Annotated in this window: 16 protein-coding genes; 4 read left to right on the top strand and 12 right to left on the bottom strand. The window is 72.4% G+C overall.

Translation table 11 applies throughout. The annotated features are described in order from the left end of the window. The 4 genes from ACIF83_RS26900 to ACIF83_RS26885 are packed head-to-tail and all read right to left on the bottom strand — an operon-like array spanning position 1 to position 6,329. Positions 1-1,947 carry an ABC transporter permease gene (locus ACIF83_RS26900; RefSeq protein ID WP_399730668.1) on the bottom strand — a complete coding sequence of 649 codons (1,947 nt, stop codon included), beginning with the start codon at positions 1,945-1,947 and terminating at the stop codon, positions 1-3. Next, complete coding sequence (locus ACIF83_RS26895; protein ID WP_398137017.1) at positions 1,947-3,233, bottom strand: glycine betaine/L-proline ABC transporter ATP-binding protein; 1,287 nt, start codon at positions 3,231-3,233, stop codon at positions 1,947-1,949. Before ACIF83_RS26895 ends, ACIF83_RS26900 begins: the two co-directional genes overlap by 1 nt. Next, positions 3,233-4,762, bottom strand: coding sequence for a GMC family oxidoreductase (locus tag ACIF83_RS26890; RefSeq protein WP_399730664.1), 1,530 nt, complete (start codon positions 4,760-4,762; stop codon positions 3,233-3,235). The genes ACIF83_RS26895 and ACIF83_RS26890 overlap by 1 nt, the downstream gene beginning before the upstream one ends. A gap of 46 nt (positions 4,763-4,808) precedes the next feature. Further along, positions 4,809-6,329, bottom strand: a complete 1,521-nt coding sequence (locus ACIF83_RS26885; protein WP_399730662.1) for an aldehyde dehydrogenase family protein — start codon at positions 6,327-6,329, stop codon at positions 4,809-4,811. A 200-nt stretch (positions 6,330-6,529) separates the two neighbouring features. Between ACIF83_RS26885 and ACIF83_RS26880 the strand changes: the two genes are divergently transcribed. Both ACIF83_RS26880 and ACIF83_RS26875 read left to right on the top strand, forming a co-directional pair. Continuing rightward, the gene (locus ACIF83_RS26880) at positions 6,530-7,288 is read left to right on the top strand and encodes a hypothetical protein (protein ID WP_399730659.1); all 759 of its coding nucleotides are present in this window, start codon (positions 6,530-6,532) and stop codon (positions 7,286-7,288) included. Further along, positions 7,285-8,067, top strand: coding sequence for a GNAT family N-acetyltransferase (locus ACIF83_RS26875; protein ID WP_399730656.1), 783 nt, complete (start codon positions 7,285-7,287; stop codon positions 8,065-8,067). The genes ACIF83_RS26880 and ACIF83_RS26875 overlap by 4 nt, the downstream gene beginning before the upstream one ends. Here ACIF83_RS26875 and ACIF83_RS26870 read toward each other — a convergent pair. After that, positions 8,050-8,748 carry a LysR substrate-binding domain-containing protein gene (locus ACIF83_RS26870; RefSeq protein ID WP_399730653.1) on the bottom strand — a complete coding sequence of 233 codons (699 nt, stop codon included), beginning with the start codon at positions 8,746-8,748 and terminating at the stop codon, positions 8,050-8,052. The two genes, ACIF83_RS26875 and ACIF83_RS26870, sit on opposite strands and share 18 nt — an antisense overlap. Positions 8,749-8,774: 26 nt before the next feature. Between ACIF83_RS26870 and ACIF83_RS26865 the strand changes: the two genes are divergently transcribed. Then, positions 8,775-9,062 (top strand): hypothetical protein, encoded by a 288-nt coding sequence (locus tag ACIF83_RS26865; protein WP_399730650.1) that lies wholly within the window; start codon positions 8,775-8,777, stop codon positions 9,060-9,062. A gap of 214 nt (positions 9,063-9,276) precedes the next feature. Here the strand turns inward: ACIF83_RS26865 and ACIF83_RS26860 are convergent, their stop codons facing one another. The 5 genes from ACIF83_RS26860 to ACIF83_RS26840 all read right to left on the bottom strand — a co-directional run bounded on the left by ACIF83_RS26860 (position 9,277) and on the right by ACIF83_RS26840 (position 14,759). Then, positions 9,277-10,260, bottom strand: coding sequence for a hypothetical protein (locus tag ACIF83_RS26860; RefSeq protein ID WP_393467840.1), 984 nt, complete (start codon positions 10,258-10,260; stop codon positions 9,277-9,279). Between the two features lie 130 nt (positions 10,261-10,390). Further along, a complete protein-coding gene (locus tag ACIF83_RS26855) occupies positions 10,391-11,380 on the bottom strand; it encodes a malate dehydrogenase (RefSeq protein WP_393467838.1) in 990 nt (329 codons plus the stop codon). 368 nt (positions 11,381-11,748) lie between these two features. Continuing rightward, positions 11,749-12,936 carry a DUF2690 domain-containing protein gene (locus tag ACIF83_RS26850; RefSeq protein ID WP_399730646.1) on the bottom strand — a complete coding sequence of 396 codons (1,188 nt, stop codon included), beginning with the start codon at positions 12,934-12,936 and terminating at the stop codon, positions 11,749-11,751. A 526-nt stretch (positions 12,937-13,462) separates the two neighbouring features. After that, positions 13,463-13,915: a DUF3017 domain-containing protein gene (locus ACIF83_RS26845; protein ID WP_393467832.1), complete on the bottom strand. Its 453-nt coding sequence runs from the start codon at positions 13,913-13,915 to the stop codon at positions 13,463-13,465. Then, the gene (locus ACIF83_RS26840) at positions 13,905-14,759 is read right to left on the bottom strand and encodes a bifunctional methylenetetrahydrofolate dehydrogenase/methenyltetrahydrofolate cyclohydrolase (RefSeq protein WP_399730642.1); all 855 of its coding nucleotides are present in this window, start codon (positions 14,757-14,759) and stop codon (positions 13,905-13,907) included. The genes ACIF83_RS26845 and ACIF83_RS26840 overlap by 11 nt, the downstream gene beginning before the upstream one ends. A 253-nt stretch (positions 14,760-15,012) precedes the next feature. Between ACIF83_RS26840 and ACIF83_RS26835 the strand changes: the two genes are divergently transcribed. Then, a complete protein-coding gene (locus ACIF83_RS26835; protein ID WP_393467827.1) occupies positions 15,013-15,591 on the top strand; it encodes an RDD family protein in 579 nt (192 codons plus the stop codon). 102 nt (positions 15,592-15,693) lie between these two features. On the opposite strand, the gene purH is transcribed toward ACIF83_RS26835, so the two are convergent. Together purH and purN are read right to left on the bottom strand one after the other, a co-directional pair. Further along, entirely contained in the window at positions 15,694-17,265 is a 1,572-nt protein-coding gene (purH, locus tag ACIF83_RS26830) for a bifunctional phosphoribosylaminoimidazolecarboxamide formyltransferase/IMP cyclohydrolase (RefSeq protein WP_393467824.1), read from the bottom strand. Then, the gene (purN, locus tag ACIF83_RS26825; protein WP_399730639.1) at positions 17,262-17,900 is read right to left on the bottom strand and encodes a phosphoribosylglycinamide formyltransferase; all 639 of its coding nucleotides are present in this window, start codon (positions 17,898-17,900) and stop codon (positions 17,262-17,264) included. Before purN ends, purH begins: the two co-directional genes overlap by 4 nt. Between the last annotated feature and the right edge of the window lie 183 nt (positions 17,901-18,083).

The following is an 18,083-nucleotide window of genomic DNA, read 5'->3' as shown; positions in this document are numbered from 1 at the left end:
TCACGCTCCCTTCTTCGCGCGGCGTTCGGTCGGCTGGGTCACCCGGTCGAGCATCAGACCCAGGCAGACGATGGCCGCGCCGGCGACCAGGCCGGTCGCCAGGTCGCCCTGGGCGAGGCCGAAGGCGACGTCGTAGCCGAGGGCGCCACCGCCGACCAGACCGCCGATGATGACGACGGCGAGAACCAGGACCACACCCTGGTTGGCGGCGAGCAGCAACGACCGCCGGGCGAGCGGGAGCTGGATCTGCCACAGCTGCTGGCGGCCGGTCGCGCCGAGCGAGCGCGCCGACTCCAGCGCGGCCGGGTCGACCTGGCGCAGGCCCTGCGCGGTGATCCGGACGACGGCCGGGAGGGCGTACACGACGGCCGCGGCGACGGCGGGCGCGCGGCCGACGCCGAACAGGGCGACGACCGGGATCAGGTACACGAACTGCGGCATGGTCTGGAAGACGTCCAGGACCGGGCGCAGCGCCCGTTCGACACGGTCGCTGCGGGCGGCGGCGACACCGGTGGCGAAGCCGAGGACGAGGGTGACCGCGACGGCGGCGAGCACCTGCGACAGGGTGTCGAGCGAGGGCTCCCACACCCCGAGCACACCGATCCCGGCCATCGCGAGGACGGCGGTCAGTGCGCTGCGCCAGGTGCCGATCAGCCAGGCCGGTGCGGCGACGAGGAGCAGCACCGCCCACCAGGGCAGCCACTGCAGGCCGCTGCGGACGGGGTCCAGGATCCAGGTGGTGAAGTGGCCCGCCCAGTCGGCGGTGCCGCCGACGACCGGGACGCCGGCGTAGAGGTGGGCGGTCATCCAGTCGACGGCGCGGTTGACCGGTTCGGCGATGTCCAGGCTCCAGGAGGCGGGCCAGTCGAGGGCGCCGAGGAGGCGGGTGGCCAGGGCCACGGCCACGGTGACGGCCAGGGCGTACGGCCGGCCGATGGTACGGGGCCGGGGGCTGCCGTCTCCCGCGGTTCCCGCGGCGGCGGTGACACGGTCCAGGACCACCGCCAGCAGCACGATCGGGATGCCGGCCGCGAGGGCCGCGCCCACGTCGACGGAGGCCAGGGCCTGGTAGACGCGGTCGCCGAGGCCGCCGGCGCCGATGACAGAGGCGATGACGGCCATGGACAGCGCCATCATGATCGTCTGGTTCAGGCCGAGCAGGAGTTCCTTGCGGGCCAGCGGGATACGGGCGGTCAGCAGCCGCTGGCGGGCGGTGGCGCCGAGCGACTCCACGGCCTCCAGGACTTCGGGGTCGGCGCCGCGCAGGCCCAGCGCGGTGAGGCGGGCCATCGGCGGGGCGGCGTAGACGACGGTGGCGAGGACGGCCGCGGGGACGCCGATGCCGAAGACCAGGACGACGGGGAGGAGGTACGCGAACGCCGGGAGCACCTGCATGGTGTCCAGGACCGGGCGCAGGGCGCGGTCCAGGCGGTCGGAGAGGCCGGCGGCGAGGCCGAGCAGGGCGCCCACGGCCACGGAGGCGAGGACGGCGACCACCATCAGCGCGAGGGTCTGCATGGTGGGCACCCACATGCCGAGCGCGCCGCAGGCCAGGAACGCGATCGCCGTGCCGGCGGCCAGGCGGACACCGCCGAGGCGCCAGGCCACGAGGGCTCCGAATGCGGTGACGCCTGCCCAGCCTGCGGCGAGCAGGGTGAGGTAGACGGCGCGCACGGCCAGCACGACGGCGTTGCTGATGTAGCCGAAGAAGTAGAGGAACAGGGGGTGGCTGTCACGGTTGTCGATGACCCAGTCGCTGGCGGTGGCCAGGGGCTTGGAGAGGTCGACGGTGAGCGCGTGCGGCCAGGCGTTGCTTCCCCAGTGGCTGTCGACCAGGGGTACGAGGACCGCGGCGACGGCGGCCAGGGCGAGGAGCTTGGCCGCGGCGCGGTTTCTCAGGAAGCCCGGGATCGCGGCGCTGGAGGTCGGGACGGTGAGCGTTGCCATCAGACGTCCTCCGGACTGGTACGGGGCGCGGGCGGGGTCACTCGGCGGCGCTTGCCGGGTGCCGCCATCGGTGGGACGGGCGCCGCCCCAGCGGCACGACTGCCGGCAGCTGCGTCGGCCCTGCTGCCCGCGGCTACCGCGGCTTCGCCGTCCGCAGCCGCGTCCGTACGACCGCCCGCCGCTTCCGCAGCATCACCGCCCGCGGCTGCGTCGGCACGACCGCCCGCGGCGACCGCGGCATCGCCGTCCGCAGCCACGCCGGCCACCACGTCCAGCAGCTGCTCGTGGCCGACGACCCCCAGGCACTTCCCCTCGTCCATCACCCGGGCCGGAGCGCCCGCGCGGGCCACTGCCCCTATGGCCTCGGCGACCGGGGCGTCGGGGCTGACCGCGGGGCCGCTCCCGACCTCCTGCGGGTGCGCGGGGCGCATGGCCGTGCGGCACGTGACGACCTGCTCACGCGGCACGTCGCGGACGAACTCGCGGACGTAGTCGTCGGCCGGGGAGGAGACGATCTCCTCCGGGGTGCCGAGCTGGACCACGCGGCCGTCGCGCATCAGGGCGATGCGGTCGCCGAGCCTGAGCGCCTCGCTGAGGTCGTGGGTGATGAAGACCATCGTGCGGCCCTCCTCGCGGTGCAGCCGGGCCACCTCGTCCTGCATGTCGCGGCGGATGAGGGGGTCCAGGGCGCTGAAGGGCTCGTCGAACAGCAGCACCTCGGGGTCGACGGCGAGTGCGCGGGCGAGACCGACGCGCTGGCGCTGGCCGCCGGAGAGCTGGCCGGGGCGGCGCTTCTCCATGCCCTCCAGGCCGACCTTGGCGACGAACTCGGCGGCCCGCTCGCGCCGTTCGGACTTTCCTACGCCCTGGATCTCCAGACCGTAGGCCACGTTGTCCAGGACCGTGCGGTGCGGGAGCAGGCCGAAGTGCTGGAAGACCATCGCGGCACGGTGCCGGCGCAGTTCGCGCAGGCGGGCCTTGTCCATGGCGCGCACGTCCTCGCCGTCGATGGCGATGGTGCCCGCCGTCGGCTCGATCAGCCGGGTCAGGCAGCGCACCAGGGTGGACTTGCCGGAGCCGGACAGACCCATGACGACGAAGACCTCGCCCTTGCGCACGTCGAAGGAGACGTCCCGGACGGCGGCCGTGCAGCCGGTGCGGGAGCGCAGGTCGGCGGGGGCCAGCGTGCTGAGTTCCGGGTCGGCCGGAATGCGGTCGGCCTTGGGGCCGAAGACCTTCCAGAGGCCGTTCACCGAGAACACGGGCGACTGAGTGGTCGTACTCATCACGCACCACCTCCCATCAGGTCGACGGCCTTCTCCCCGACCATGAGCACCCCGATCATCGGGTTGACGGCGGTCATGGTCGGGAAGACGGAGGCGTCGGCGACCCGGATGCCGTCGAGGCCGCGGATCCTCAGCTCGGGGTCCACCACGGCGAGTTCGTCGTCGACGGCGCCCATCCGGCAGGTGCCGGCGGGGTGGTACACGGTGTGGGCGACCTTGCGGGCGTACTCGCTCAGCTCGGCGTCGTCCACGACCTCCGGGCCCGGGCAGACCTCGCGCTTGAGCCAGCCGGCGAGCGGCTCGGCCTTGGCGATCTCGCGGGCGATGCGGATGCCGTCGACCAGGGTCCGGGCGTCGTAGTCGTCCTCGTCGGTGAAGTACCGGAAGTCCAGGGCCGGCTTCACGGACGGGTCGGCACTGGTCAGGTACAGACGGCCGCGGCTCTTCGGCTTGGGGATGTTGGGGGTCATCGAGACGCCGTGCTGCGGGCGCTCGTAGCCGAGGCGCTCCGGGTTGTCCGTGAACGGGACCTGGTAGAAGTGGAACATCAGGTCCGGGCCCGCGTGTTCGGGGTCCCGGCGCACGAACAGGCCCGCGTCGGAGTCCATCGCGGAGTTCTCCGGGATCGGTCCGTGGGTCTCCCAGACGATGACCGACTCGGGGTGGTCGAGCAGGTTCTCGCCGACGCCCGGCAGGTCGTGCACGACGGGGATGCCGAGCGCCTCCAGGTCCTCGCGGGGGCCGATGCCCGAGTGCAACAGCAGGCGGGGCGAGTCGACGGCGCCCGCGCACAGCAGGACCTCGTTGCGCGCCCGGATCAGCAGTTCGTCGCCGTCCTTGGTCCGCACGTGGACGCCCTCGGCACGGGTGCCGTTCAGCTCCAGCTTGTGCGCCCAGGTCTCCAGGAAGATGCGGAGGTTCGGGCGCTCGTCCATCACCGGGTGCAGGTACGCCACCGATGCGGAGGAGCGCTTGTTGTCCTCGGGGTGGTAGGCGAGGTCGAAGAAGCCGGCGCCCTCGGTGAACGGCTTCTTGTTGAAGCCCTCGACGCGGGGCACGTCGAGCGCCGCCCGGGCGGCGTCCACGAAGTCGCGGGCGATGGCGTTCCGGTCCTTCTCGTCCACGGAGACGATGTTGTTGAGGAGGCGGGCGTAGTAGGCCTCCATGGGGACGGCGCCCCAGCCCTTGGCGCCGGCCGCCTCCCACTCGTCCCAGTCGGACGGGAGCGGCTTGAAGGAGATCAGGGTGTTGTGGGAGGAGCAGCCGCCGAGGACGCGGGCCCGGCTGTGCCGGATGTGGGAGTTGCCGCGGGGCTGTTCGGTGGTCGGGTAGTCGTAGTCGAGGTCGCCGCCGAGCAGGCCCGTCCAGCGGCGCAGGGTCAGCACGTCGTCGCGGCCGACGTCGCTGGGGCCGCCCTCGATGACGGCGACGGTGACGTCGGGGTTCTCGGTGAGGCGGGAGGCGATGACCGAGCCCGCGGTGCCGCCGCCGATGACGACGTAGTCGTAGAGGTGAGGGGTGTGGGACATCGGGGTGCTACTCCAAAGGACTTGCTGTGTACGGCAGTCGGGGGGATCAGCCGGCGAACCAGCGCACCGGCTTCGGCGCGAGGTTCTGGTAGACGTGCTTGGTCTCGCGATACTCGGCGAGCCCGGCGGGGCCCAGCTCGCGGCCGACGCCGCTCTTTCCGAAGCCGCCCCACTCCGCCTGCGGGAGGTAGGGGTGGAAGTCGTTGATCCAGACGGTGCCGTGGCGCAGGCGGCCGGCGACCCGGCGGGCGCGTCCGGCGTCGGCGGTCCAGACGGCGCCCGCGAGGCCGTACTCGGTGTCGTTGGCGAGGGCGACCGCCTCGTCCTCGGTGCGGAAGGTCTCGACGGTGAGGACCGGGCCGAAGACCTCCTCGCGTACGACCTTCATCTCCCGGTGGCACCGGTCGAGGACCGTCGGCTCGTAGAAGTAGCCGGTGGCGGGCCGCTCGGCGGACGGTTCGGGGCGCCTGCCGCCCGAGCGCAGCACCGCGCCCTCCTCCAGTGCCGACCGCACGTACGCCTCGACCTTGGCGCGCTGCTGTTCGGAGACCAGCGGTCCGCACTCGGCGCCCTCGGCCGTGCCCCGGCCGAGGCGGATCCGGGCGGCCCGCCGGGCTAGTTCGGCGACGAACCGCTCCCGCACGCTCTCCTCGATGATCAGCCGGGCGCCGGCCGAGCAGACCTGGCCGCTGTGGATGAAGGCGGCGTTGAGGGCCTGGTCGACGGCGGTGTCGAAGCCCTCCTCGGTGGCGCAGGCGTCGGCGAAGACCACGTTGGGGTTCTTGCCGCCGAGTTCGAGGGCGACCTTCTTGACGGTCGGGGCGGCCGCCCGGGCGACCTTGGTGCCGCTGACCAGGCCGCCGGTGAAAGAGACCAGGTCGACGTCGGGATGCTCGGCGAGGCGGGCGCCGACGGTGTGGCCGGGTCCGGTGACCAGGTTGGCGACTCCGGCGGGCAGACCGGCCTCGGTCAGCAGGTCGATCAGCGCGATGGTCGTCATCGGGGTGATCTCGCTGGGCTTGATCACGAAGGTGTTGCCGGCGGCGAGCGCCGGGGCGATCTTCCAACTGGCCTGGAGCAGCGGGTAGTTCCAGGGGGTGATGAGCGCGCACACACCGACGGGCTCGTGCACGACGACGCTGTGGATGTCGGGGGAGCCCGCGTCGACGACCCGGCCGGGGGCCTCGCCGGCGACCAGGTCCGCGAAGTAGCGGAAGGCGTCGGCGACACAGTCGATGTCGATGCGGCCCTCCTCGGCGGTCTTGCCCGCGTCCCGGCTCTCCAGCAGGCCGAGTTCCTCGCGGTCGCGCACGAGGAGGCCGGCGGCGCGGCGCAGCAGGGCGGCGCGCTCACCGACAGGGGTGCCGGGCCAGGGGCCGTGGTCGAACGCCTGCCGGGCGGCCGCCACCGCGCGCTCCGCGTCCTTCTCGTCGCCCTCCGCGACCACGGCGAACGGCCGGGCGTCTGCGGGGTCGAGGATCTCGCGTGTCGCGCCGGAGCCTGCTTCCAGCCACTCGCCGCCGGCGTGGATGGTCGCCGGGGCCTGTCGTTCCGCTCTGTCCGCCATGATCGGTATTGCCTTCCGTTCCTGTTCAGCGCCCCTGTGTCACAGTCGTGTCACAGTCAGGGACCGTGACCGCCTGCCCCACCCCTCCGATCGCATGCGCAATCGATGACCGAAAGTGCGCCGCGTCACTGAAAATGCGGGCGAAAAGGGACAAAAGTAGGCTGAGCGAAGCGGCTTGGGGTGATCACGGAGGTGCCGCGATGTCCGGACGACCGCTGATCTGTGCGGCGGCGAGCGTGACCTTGTTCCTCTCCCCCGCCCTGGTGACGGCGGCCGCGGCGGACGACACCGGCGATCCGGGCGCCCGCGAGCTCGCCCGGGAGGCGCAGGACCACCTGCTCCACACCCAGTCGCTCCACATGACGTGGACGGACCGGGCGGCGGCCGCGAAGAAGGGGGAGCCGGCGTCGATGGACCTGTCCCTGGACCGGGACGGCAACTGCGTCGGCACGGTGCGCATGGGCGCGCACGGCGGCAGCATCGCGATCGTCAAACGCGGCGACGAGGTGTGGCTGAAGGGCGACAGCACGTACTGGAAGGCCGAGCTTCCGGGCAGCGAGGGCGCCGCGGCGGCCGAACTCCTCAAGGACCGCTACATCCACGGCACCACGCACGACAATGCGCTCAAGGAGTGGGAGGACGTCTGCGACCTGGACGCCTTCCAGAAGAAGCTGACACCCGACTTGTCGCACAGGAAGCCGTTGAAGCGAGGGGACAGGACCACGGTCCAGGGCATACCGGTGATCCCGCTGAAGGGCGAGGAGGACGGCAGGCCGGTCACCCTCTACGTCACTGCGGACTCGCCTCACGTACTGGTCGAGGGCACCCGGCAGGGCGACGGCACCGACCTGACGATGACGTTCTCGGACTACGGCGAGCCCGTGCCGTCCGCCACCCCCTCCACAAAGGAGTCGGTGGACGTGTCCCGGCTGAGTCCTTTGACCAAAGTCAAGGGATGACCGAGCCAGTGTCGGCGGAGCAGGTCGCGGCCCTGCGCCGTTTCAACCGCTGCTTCACGCGCCGCATCGGCGCCCTGGACGATCACTACCTGGGGCAGGACCGCCCCCTCGGAGAGGCCCGGCTGGTGTTCGAGATCGGGGAGGGCGCCTCCCTGCGCGAGCTGAGGAACCGGCTCGGGCTGGACGCCGGTTACCTCAGCCGCACGGCGAAGGCGCTGGAGGGCCAGGGCATGGTCCGGGTCGAGGCGCCCCCGGACCAGCGGGCCGAGCTGACCGACGCGATGGCGACCGCGCAGCGCCTGCTGCGGCTGGCGGCGATCACGGTGCGCGCCGTCGACAGCGCCTCGGCCGTGGCCCGGGCCTGCCTGGAGGCGTACGCGGCCGACATCGACGCCCGCTTCCCGGAGGGCTTCGACAGCGCCGCCCTGGTCCGCCCCGAGGAGGTGACCGGGGACGCCGGCGCCTTCCTGGTCGCGTACGAGGAGGCGCGGCCGGTGGGCTGCGGGGCGCTTCGGCGACTGGAACCGGGGGTGGGCGAGATCCGGCACGTGAGGGTGCACGCCGAGGCCCGGCGGCCGGGTCTGGCCCGGCGGCTGCTCGACGGGCTGGAGCGGGAGGCACGGGCGCGTGGCCTGGACGTCGTACGACTGGACACGCATGCCGTGCTCACCGAGGCGCAGGCGCTGTACCGGGCATGCGGCTACACCGAGATCCCGCGCTACGACGACAACGTGCACGCCGGCCACTGGTTCGAGAAGCGGCTAGTCGCCACCGGCTGACCGCCGCATCAACTCCCGTACGCAGCCGCGCAGCCAGGCGTGGGCCGGGTCGGCGTCGTGGCGGGGGTGCCAGGCCAGCCCCACCGGGAGCGGCGGGAGAGCGAGCGGCACCTCGAAGGTGACCAGGCCGAGGGCGGCGGCCGGCGGGCACCCCCAGGAGCTGACCAGCCCGACCAGGTCGGTCTCGCGCAGCACGAAGAGCGAGGACGGGAAGGTGCCGACGCTGCCCACCACCCGGCGTTCCAGGCCGAGTTCGGCCAGCGCCTCGTCGACCGGCCCGTGCAGCCTGCCGCGCCGGGAGACGCCCAGGTGATCGGCCTCGGTGGCGAACCGCTCGGCCGTCAACTCACCGGTGAGCAGTGGGTGTCCGGCCCGTACGACACCCAGCATGCGGTCCTCGTGCACCGTCTCGACGTGCACCTCGGGGGCGGTAGCGTCGATCACGCCGACTTCCAGATCGGCGGTGCCCTGGCGCAGGACCGGGGCGTCCACGTGGCTCTCCGACAGGAAGCGGAGGCGGACGCCGGGCGCCTCCTCGGCAGCACGGGCGAACAGGGTGGCGCCGTGCGTGGCGGCGATCGCGTCGTGGCCGATGATCGTGAAGGTGCGGGTGACCGTGCGCAGGTCGGCGTCCCGGCCGGGCCGGAACAGCGCGCGGGCCCGCTCCACCACCGCGCTCACCCGTCTCGGCCGGCACCGGCCTGTCCATGCCCGCCCTGACCCTCGGCGTCGTCACCTCACTCCCCGCCCACCAGGCGGGCCTCGGCTCGGGCCTGGGCACCACCGCCCGCGAGACCGGCGCCGTCGCCGTCACCGGAACCGTGCTGTCCGCCCACCCCGACCTCATCCACGGCATGGGCCCGGCCCTGCGCACGGTGGCCCTGGTGGTCCTGGCAACGGCCCTGGTGACCACGACCTACGGCACCCGCCCCGCCACCGGCCCGGCCCCGAAGAGCCCCACGGACCGGGAACCGGCACTGCCCCGCCGCTCTTGAGGGCTTACGGGACACGGCACCCCACCAGCGCAGCCACGGCCGGCCACCCGAACCGGGAACCCGCACCACCCTGCCCAGGCAGCTCCCGCCCCCTACGGGTAAGACGCCCCGCCGGCCAGAAGGAAGCGCGCGCCCGCGGGGATCGACGGAACGGCACCCCGCACCGCACCCGCGCTGCCACAGCCGGCCACCCGGACAGGGCCGCTCCCACCTCCTACGAGCAGGACGCCCCAGTCAGGCAGAACGAAGCCAGTGCCGTCGTGAGCGGAGCGCGCACGCGGGCCTCGGACAGGCGTTCCGGGCCGCTGGAGCGGATCGCGTACAGCGTGCCGCCGGTCGCGCGGAAGCGGTGGTCGACGACGCGGCGGGCGCCCTTGTCCGGATCGTCGTAGCGGTACGACAGCTCGGCCCAGGAGTCGCCGGAGCTGCGGGTGAGGGCCTGGTAGCCGGGCTCGTGGGAGTAGCCGTAGCCCGGGTCGTTCTCGGCGAGGTCCAGGGACTCGGTCACGGTGGACTCGGCCAGCTCGAAGATCTGCAACTGGCGGCCGTCGGACGGGGAGTCGTAGAACACCACGGTCGCCTTCTCCCCCTGCTTCTGCCGCCGGGTCCAACCCTCGGGGACGGCGAGGGTGTAGCCGACGGGGTCGTGGACGAGGCGGTAGCCGGCGGGGAGTTGCCGCGACGCGGGCGGCGGCGACGCGGCCGGCGTCCGCGGCGTAGTGGAGGCCGAGGCGGTGACCGTGACGCCGGTGGCCGGAGCGGATGCCGACGGGGTGCCGCTGCCGGCGCGGTCCCGGCCGAGGTACCAGACGCCGAAGCCGGAGCCGGCCCCGACCAGCGCCATGGCGACGACCAGGGCGACCAGCCGGCCGCCGTGCACACGGCGAGGCGCGGGGGCGTACGACGGCGAGGGGACCGGGCCGTCGGTACGGGCGGGGGCGGCAGCCCAGGGCTGCGGCGGAGGCGGCGGCACCGGGGCCGTACTGGTCTCCGCGGACGCCCAGGGCGGAGGCAGTGGGAGCGCGGCCGACTGGGTCTGGGCCGAAGCCCACGGCGGCGGGGTCGGCGGCTCGTCGGCGGTCCAGGCCGCCCGGCCTCTCTCCTCGCCGGGTCCGTACTCGGCCCCGGGCCCGAGTTCCGGACCGGAACCCTGCTCGCCGTAACCCTCCGGGCCGTTCCATCCGCTCCAGCCGCTCATCACGAACCCCCCGAATCACCCTTCCCTGCCCTGCTTTTGACAGTAACGGCGAAAACGGGCGCGGGCCCCGCTCCGGACGAAACCGGAACAGGGCCCGCACAGGCTCGCGGCGAATCCGCCGGAGGCAGCCTCAGATGAGGCCCAGGGAGCGGACCGCGTCGCGCTCCTCCGTGAGCTCCTTGACGGAGGCATCGATGCGGGCGCGGGAGAACTCGTTGATGTCCAGGCCCTGGACGATCTCGTACTTGCCGTCCTTGGTGGTGACCGGGAAGGAGGAGATCAGGCCCTCCGGGACGCCGTAGGAGCCGTCCGACGGGATACCCATGGAGGTCCAGTCGCCCTCGGCGGTGCCGTTGACCCACGTGTACACGTGGTCGATGGCGGCGTTGGCGGCGGAGGCGGCGGAGGACGCGCCACGGGCCTCGATGATCGCGGCACCGCGCTTGGCGACGGTCGGGATGAAGTCCTCGGCCAGCCACTTCTCGTCGCCGACGACCTCGGCGGCGTTCTTGCCGGCGACCGTGGCGTGGAAGATGTCCGGGTACTGGGTGGCGGAGTGGTTGCCCCAGATGGTCAGGCGCTTGATGTCGGCGACCGTCGAGCCCGTCTTCTTCGCGAGCTGGGTCAGCGCGCGGTTGTGGTCCAGGCGGGTCATCGCGGTGAAGCGCTCGGCCGGGACGTCCGGCGCGGCGGCCTGCGCGATGAGCGCGTTGGTGTTGGCCGGGTTGCCGACGACGAGAACCTTGATGTCGTCCGCGGCGTGGTCGTTGATGGCCTTGCCCTGCGGCTTGAAGATGCCGCCGTTGGCCTCCAGCAGGTCACCGCGCTCCATGCCCTTGGTGCGGGGGCGGGCACCGACCAGGAGGGCTACGTTGGCGCCGTCGAAGGCGACGTTCGGGTCGTCCGTGATGTCGATGCCCTGCAGCAGCGGGAACGCACAGTCGTCCAGCTCCATGGCCGTGCCCTCGGCGGCCTTGAGTGCCGGGGTGATCTCCAGGAGGCGCAGCTTGACCGGCACGTCCGCGCCGAGCAGCTGGCCGGAGGCGATGCGGAAGAGCAGGGCGTAACCGATCTGGCCGGCCGCGCCGGTGACGGTGACGTTCACGGGAGTGCGGGTCATGGCGTTCTCCGTATGACAGCTGGCGGTGGGGCGTCACTGCCCCGGCGGATGATCGATCTCTTGGCGTCAAGAGAATCCAGCGGTCAGGCTATCGCGCATCCGGCATGCGAGACGTCCGGGGCCGTGTGGCTCAGCCCACAAGTCGGACTCGTGATTCAGGAAGGGGCGGCCGCCCGTCCGGGAGAGGAGGGAAGGGCGGCCGCCGTGGGGGGTACCGGCTGGCCGGACTCCCGTGGGGGTACCGTTCGCGTGCCCAGGATCCGGCGACCCATGCGTCCGTCCCCGGAATTCCACCCGAATTGGTTCGCCCCGCACTTCCGGAGCCTGCCGAACGCGCCCTCGCGGCCTGCCCGGCGGACCCTCGCGTCCTACTTCGTGCACCCCTTCCGCCCGGAGGCGAGGGTCGCGCAGGCCTTGGCCTCGGCCGCGTCCTTCACGGCGACCATCGGCGTGTAGGCGATGGTGTCGCCGACGGTGGTGATGTCACCCGTCTGGCGGAGTTTGCCCGCGGAGACCTGGACCTGGTCGCCCTGGGCGGCGCCGGTGATCCGTCCCCAGGCGGCGCCACAGGTCTTGCTGTAGCGGACCTCCAGGGTGGTGGTGCCGACGGTGGCGGTCTTGGCGGTGGTCACCAGGTCACCGCTGCAGCCCATCGCCTCCGCGTCCTTGCCGTTGCAGGCGGCCCCGCTGCACTTGACCCCGACGGGCAGGCTGGGGTTGCTGCTGGCGGTCGGGGACGGCGACTTGGCGGCGCCCTCGTGCTTGGCGCCGTTGCCCTGGTTGGTGAAGAAGTAGACGGCCGCGACGACGACGAGGACACCGACGACGCCCGCGAGGAACATGGTCAGCCGCCCCTTGCGCCCGGCCCCCTTGCCGGGGGTGCCGCCGTCGGGCCGCGCAGCCTGCGGCTGCCCGTCGTACGGGTTCGGGGTGCCCGGGGTCCAGCCCGGGCCGTCCGGCGGGGACGCGGGACGCGCGTCGGAACCGCCACCGGCCGGGGCACCGGGCCGGCGGCTCGTCTTCGACGGACCCTCATAGCCCGCCAGTCCCCAGGAGTTGACCTCGGGGGCCGCATCCCGGTCCGCGTTCTCCCGCTCGTCGGCGTCCGACGCCGTCGGCTGCGACGGGATCGTCGGTGAGACGCCCGCCGGGCCGGCGATGCCCGGGGCCACGGTGGTGCCGGTGCCTCTGCCGGCCGTCTTGGTGCCGCTCGCGCCCTCGGCCTCGGCCGCCCCGAACTCCCCGAGCGCGGCGCGTGCCTGGGCGATACGAATCTGCTCCATGGTCCGGTCGTGCCGCATCTCCGCGCGGCTCCAGGCGCGTTCGGCCAGCTCCCACATGGTGGTGAGATGGACCGGGTTGGTGCCGGTGACCTCGGCGAGCGCGACGACCGCGCCCTTGGGTGCGAGCAGCCGGCCGCCCAGGTAACGCTCCCAGGACGTCTTGCTGTAGCCGGTCCGGTCGGCCAGCGCCGCGATGCTCAGGCCGCTGCGGTCCACGAGGCGCCGCACCTGGCTGGTGAACTCCTTGATCTGCGGATCCAGCTCGTCCGGCAAGGCTTTCCATCGAGGCATTGCTTCCCCCCTCATTCCCCCCGGTTGGTGCTGATGGTTCCCCGCGCCGTTCCCCGCACGTGACCCTCGCGCCGGTCCGGTCCCCCCGGCGCGGCCCCCTCTGACTACCCACAGGGATGCGCTGACTAAGGATCCCAGTTCCCGGAGTGGGGGCGCACAGGAGCATCGCTCCCGCCGGTTGTGCACCGTCGCACGCCGACCGCCCCACAGTCCACCGGACCGTCCCGATTGGACACCTTGGACACGTTAGCCCGGTTCCGCGGGGCCCTCGTGACGTGTTCCCGAACTGTCAACACATCGACACGGCGGGCACACATGTGGCAGTGCGCGGACACCGTAGCGGAACGGTCACTTCCGTGCCACAGCGCACGGACAGCCGTTGAACAGGCAGTTCATGGAGGGGAGGCTGGATCCCGACGGCGGCTCGTCCTTGCTCGGGGGAGGGGACGGGTCGCCGTTCCGCCCGCGCCCTCCGGGAAGGCGCGGGCCTGCGGCCGTACCGGACCCGCTACTTGACCGTGAAGTGCAGGATGTCCTTCAGGAACGAGAGCTTCAGCAGCGGGTCGGGCTGGATCATCAACGCCAACAGGACGATCACCAGACCCAGGACGCCGTAGGTGGCGACGTCCGTGAAGCGGGAGCGCACGGCGAGCATGCCGACGCCCGGCAGCAGCCAGCGCAGCACCGCGCCGCCCAGCAGCGCGACGCCGATGAGCAGCGTCCCCGGGCGGAGCGCGTCCAGTGTGATCACCAGCAGGCCGATGGCCACCAGGCAGACGACGGCGAGCAGCGGCCACTGCCGGGCGGGCGCCGGAGCGTTGCCGGGGGCGGCCCGGCCGCCGCCCTCCGGGCGGGCGGTGTCCCTGGTGAACCGCGGGAAGCGGCGCGTGGTCCGCCTCGGGTGCCCGTCGGCGTCGGGGGCAGCCGGCCCGGTGCTGGAGTGGGTGTCCTCAGCCGGCACTGCGCTCCGCCGCCTCGACCACGTTGACCAGCAGCTGCGCCCGGGTCATCGGGCCCACACCGCCCGGGTTCGGGGAGATCCAGGCGGCCACCTCGGCCACGTCCGGGTGGACGTCACCGACGATCTTGCCTTCGGCGTTGCGGGAGACGCCGACGTCCAGGACGGCCGCGCCCGGCTTGACGTCCTCGGCGCGGATCAGGTGCGGGACACCGGCCGCGGCGATGATGATGTCGGCCCGCTTGAGGTGCGCGGACAGGTCACGGGTGCCGGTGTGGCACTGGGTCACGGTGGCGTTCTCGCTGCGCCGGGTGAGCAGCAGCGGCATCGGGCGGCCGATGGTCACGCCCCGGCCGACCACCACGACCTCGGCGCCCTTGATCTCGACGCCGTGGCGGCGCAGCAGGGTCAGGATACCGTTGGGGGTGCAGGGCAGCGGCGCCGGCTCGTTCAGGACGAGACGCCCGAGGTTCATCGGGTGCAGGCCGTCCGCGTCCTTGGCCGGGTCCATCATCTCCAGGATGCGGTTCTCGTCGATGCCCTTGGGCAGCGGGAGTTGGACGATGTAGCCGGTGCAGGCCGGGTCCTCGTTCAGCTCCCGGACGACCGCCTCGATCTCCTCCTGGGTGGCCGTGGCGGGCAGCTCGCGCTGGATGGAGGCGAGGCCGACCTGGGCGCAGTCGCGGTGCTTGCCGGCGACGTACTTCTGGCTGCCGGGGTCGTCCCCGACCAGGATCGTGCCGAGGCCGGGCGTGACGCCCTTCTCCTTCAGCGCCGCCACGCGGGCGGTCAGATCGGACTTGATCGCGGCTGCGGTGGCCTTGCCATCGAGAATCTGGGCGGTCATGACACCATCCTCGCGGATGACCCGGTCCCTGTTCCAATCCGGGGCTGCCTGGGCCGGTTCCCCGCGCCCCGTGCTTGATCGACGATGTTGCACTTGCACAACACCTTGCGAATCCGGCTGGACAACAATCGGCCTTTCCTACAACCATGAGCGGCGCAGTATCGCGGTCCGGTTGGGGGGCAAACCGCTCAGATCCTGACGTTCCTCCGTTCCTTCCGCGTCGTCCCCGCAGTGTCAACGGAGGAAATCCGCCATGAGTTTCGGCTCGCCCAACAACCCGTACGGTCAGCCGCAGGATCCACAGCAGGGCTACGGCTACCCGCAGCAGCCCGGCTACCCGCAGGCCCCGCAGGGCGTCCCGCCGCAGCAGGGCTACGGCTACCCGCAGGCACCCCAGGGCGGATACCCGGGCTACCCGCAGCAGGCCGGCTACGGCATGCAGCCGACGTACGCGAACTGGGGACAGCGCTTCCTGGCCCGCCTGCTCGACAGCCTTCTGTACGCGGTGCCCTACGGCATCGCGGTCGCGGGTGCCAAGAACGCCCCGATCCTCGCCATCATCGGCTTCCTCGCCCTGATCGGCCTGTTCGTCTGGCAGATCATCATGGAGGGCAAGACCGGCCAGACCGTCGGCAAGAAGGCGCTGGGCATCCGCACGCTCAAGGAGGAGACCGGGCAGCCGCTCGGCGGCGGCATGGCGTTCGTGCGCCAGCTGGCCCACATCCTGGACGGCCTGCCCTGCTACCTCGGCTACCTGTGGCCGGCCTGGGACGCCAAGCGTCAGACGTTCGCCGACAAGGTCTGCGGCTCGATCGTCATCCGCTCGAACTGAGCTGAGCGCCATCCGCTCGAACCGAGCTGAGCGCCTGAACGGAAAGCGGCCTCCGGCCCCCTGCGAGGGGAGCCGGAGGCCGCTTTGCGTGACCCTGCGGGATCAGTGGAAGAAGTGGCGCGTGCCCGTGAAGTACATGGTGACGCCCGCCTTCTTCGCGGCCTCCACGACCAGCTCGTCACGGACCGAACCGCCCGGCTGGACCACGGCCTTGACGCCCGCCGCGGTCAGGACCTCCAGGCCGTCCGGGAACGGGAAGAACGCGTCCGAAGCGGCGTACGAGCCCTGGGCGCGCTCGACACCGGCCCGCTCGACCGCCAGCTTCGCGGAGTCGACCCGGTTGACCTGGCCCATGCCCACGCCGACCGAGGCGCCGTCCTTGGCGAGCAGGATCGCGTTGGACTTCACCGCGCGGCAGGCCCGCCAGGCGAAGGCCAGCTCGGCCAGCTCGTCGCCGGAGAGCGCCTCTCCGGTCGCCAGCGTCCAGTTGGCCGGGTCGTCGCCCTCGGCCTGGAGCCGGTCGGTCTCCTGCAGCAGCACGCCGCCGTCGATCGGCTTGACCTCGACCGGGTTGGCCGGGCCGTTCGGGGCCTTCAGGACCCGGATGTTCTTCTTCTTGGTGAGGGCCTCCAGGGCCCCCTCCTCGTAGTCGGGCGCGACGATGACCTCGGTGAAGATCTCCGCGACCTGCTCGGCCATCTCCCGGCTGACCGGACGGTTCACGGCGATGACCCCGCCGAACGCGGACAGCGGGTCACAGGCGTGCGCCTTGCGGTGCGCCTCGGCGACGTCCGCGCCGACCGCGATGCCGCAGGGGTTGGCGTGCTTGATGATCGCGACACACGGCTCGTCGTGGTCGTACGCGGCACGGCGGGCGGCGTCCGTGTCCGTGTAGTTGTTGTACGACATCTCCTTGCCGTGCAGCTGCTCGGCCTGGGCCAGACCGGCGCCGGCGGCGTCGACGTACAGGGCGGCGGGCTGGTGCGGGTTCTCGCCGTAGCGCAGGGTGTTCTCGCGCTCCCAGGTGGCGCCCAGGAAGTCGGGGAACGAAGAGTCGTCGACGGGCGCGTACGCGGACGCGAACCAGGAGGCCACGGCCACGTCGTAGGCGGCCGTGTGCTGGAAGGCCTCGGCCGCCAGCCGCTTGCGGGTGGCGAGGTCGAAGCCGCCGACCGCGACCGCGGCGAGGACGTCGGCGTACCGCTCCGGGCTGGTGACCACGGCGACGGAGGGGTGGTTCTTGGCGGCGGCACGGACCATCGACGGGCCGCCGATGTCGATCTGCTCCACGCACTCGTCGGGCGAGGCGCCGGAGGCGACGGTCTCCCGGAACGGGTAGAGGTTCACGACGACCAGGTCGAACGGCTCGACACCCAGCTCGGCGAGCTGCTCGCGGTGGCTGTCCAGACGCAGGTCGGCGAGGATGCCCGCGTGCACCCTGGGGTGCAGGGTCTTGACCCGGCCGTCCAGGCACTCGGGGAAGCCGGTCAGCTCCTCGACCTTGGTCACGGGGACACCGGCGGCGGCGATACGGCCGGCCGTGGACCCGGTGGAGACGAGCTCGACACCTGCCTCGTGCAGCCCGCGCGCGAGGTCTTCGAGCCCGGTCTTGTCGTAGACGCTGACGAGCGCCCGGCGAATGGGCCGCTTGGTGCTCTCGGCGGTGGCGGTCACTGGATAACTACCTTTCGTCCCTCAATGCGATAGCCGTTGCGGGCGAGCCGCCCCACGACCTCGACGAGCAGCCTTCGCTCGACTTCCTTGATGCGCTCGTGCAGCGCGCTCTCGTCGTCCTCGTCCCGGACCTCGACCACGCCCTGAGCGATGATCGGCCCGGTGTCGACGCCGTCGTCGACGAAGTGGACGGTGCAGCCGGTGACCCTGACGCCGTACGCGAGCGCGTCCCGCGCGCCGTGGGCCCCGGGAAAACTGGGCAGCAGGGCGGGGTGCGTGTTGACGAACCGCCCGCCGAACCGCGCGAGGAATTCCTTCCCGACGATCTTCATGAACCCGGCGGAGACCACGAGGTCGGGTTCGTGCGCGGCCACGGCCTCGGCCAGGGCGGCGTCCCACTCCTCGCGCGTCTCGAAGTCCTTCACCCGGCACACGAAGGTCGCCAGCCCGGCCCGCTCGGCGCGGGCGAGCCCCTCGATGCCGGTGCGGTCGGCCCCGACGGCGACGATCCGCGCGCCGTACGACTCGGCTCCGATGCGCTCGATCTCGTCCAGGAGCGCCTGCAGGTTGGTGCCGGATCCGGAGACCAGCACGACGAGGCGCTTGACCGCTTGGCCAGCGGGGGTGGCGGCCACGGTGGGGCCCTTTCTCGGGGAAGCGTTGTGTCCGGCCGGCGTTTGTACAGTCGTACGAATGCTTCGCGCCCCCGGATACGGGGAAGTCTACGAAGCGGCCGACCGTCAGCAACGATACCGGCACTCCGGAAGGCCCCCTCGGGACGGGGGCGTGGCCGGAAGGTAGCGTTCGGAAGGAATCAC

The organism is Streptomyces sp. NPDC085866, from assembly GCF_044541035.1.
Lineage (GTDB): Bacteria > Actinomycetota > Actinomycetes > Streptomycetales > Streptomycetaceae > Streptomyces.
Note: the sequence above shows the minus strand (reverse complement) of the source record. Positions and strands in the feature narration are given on the sequence as shown.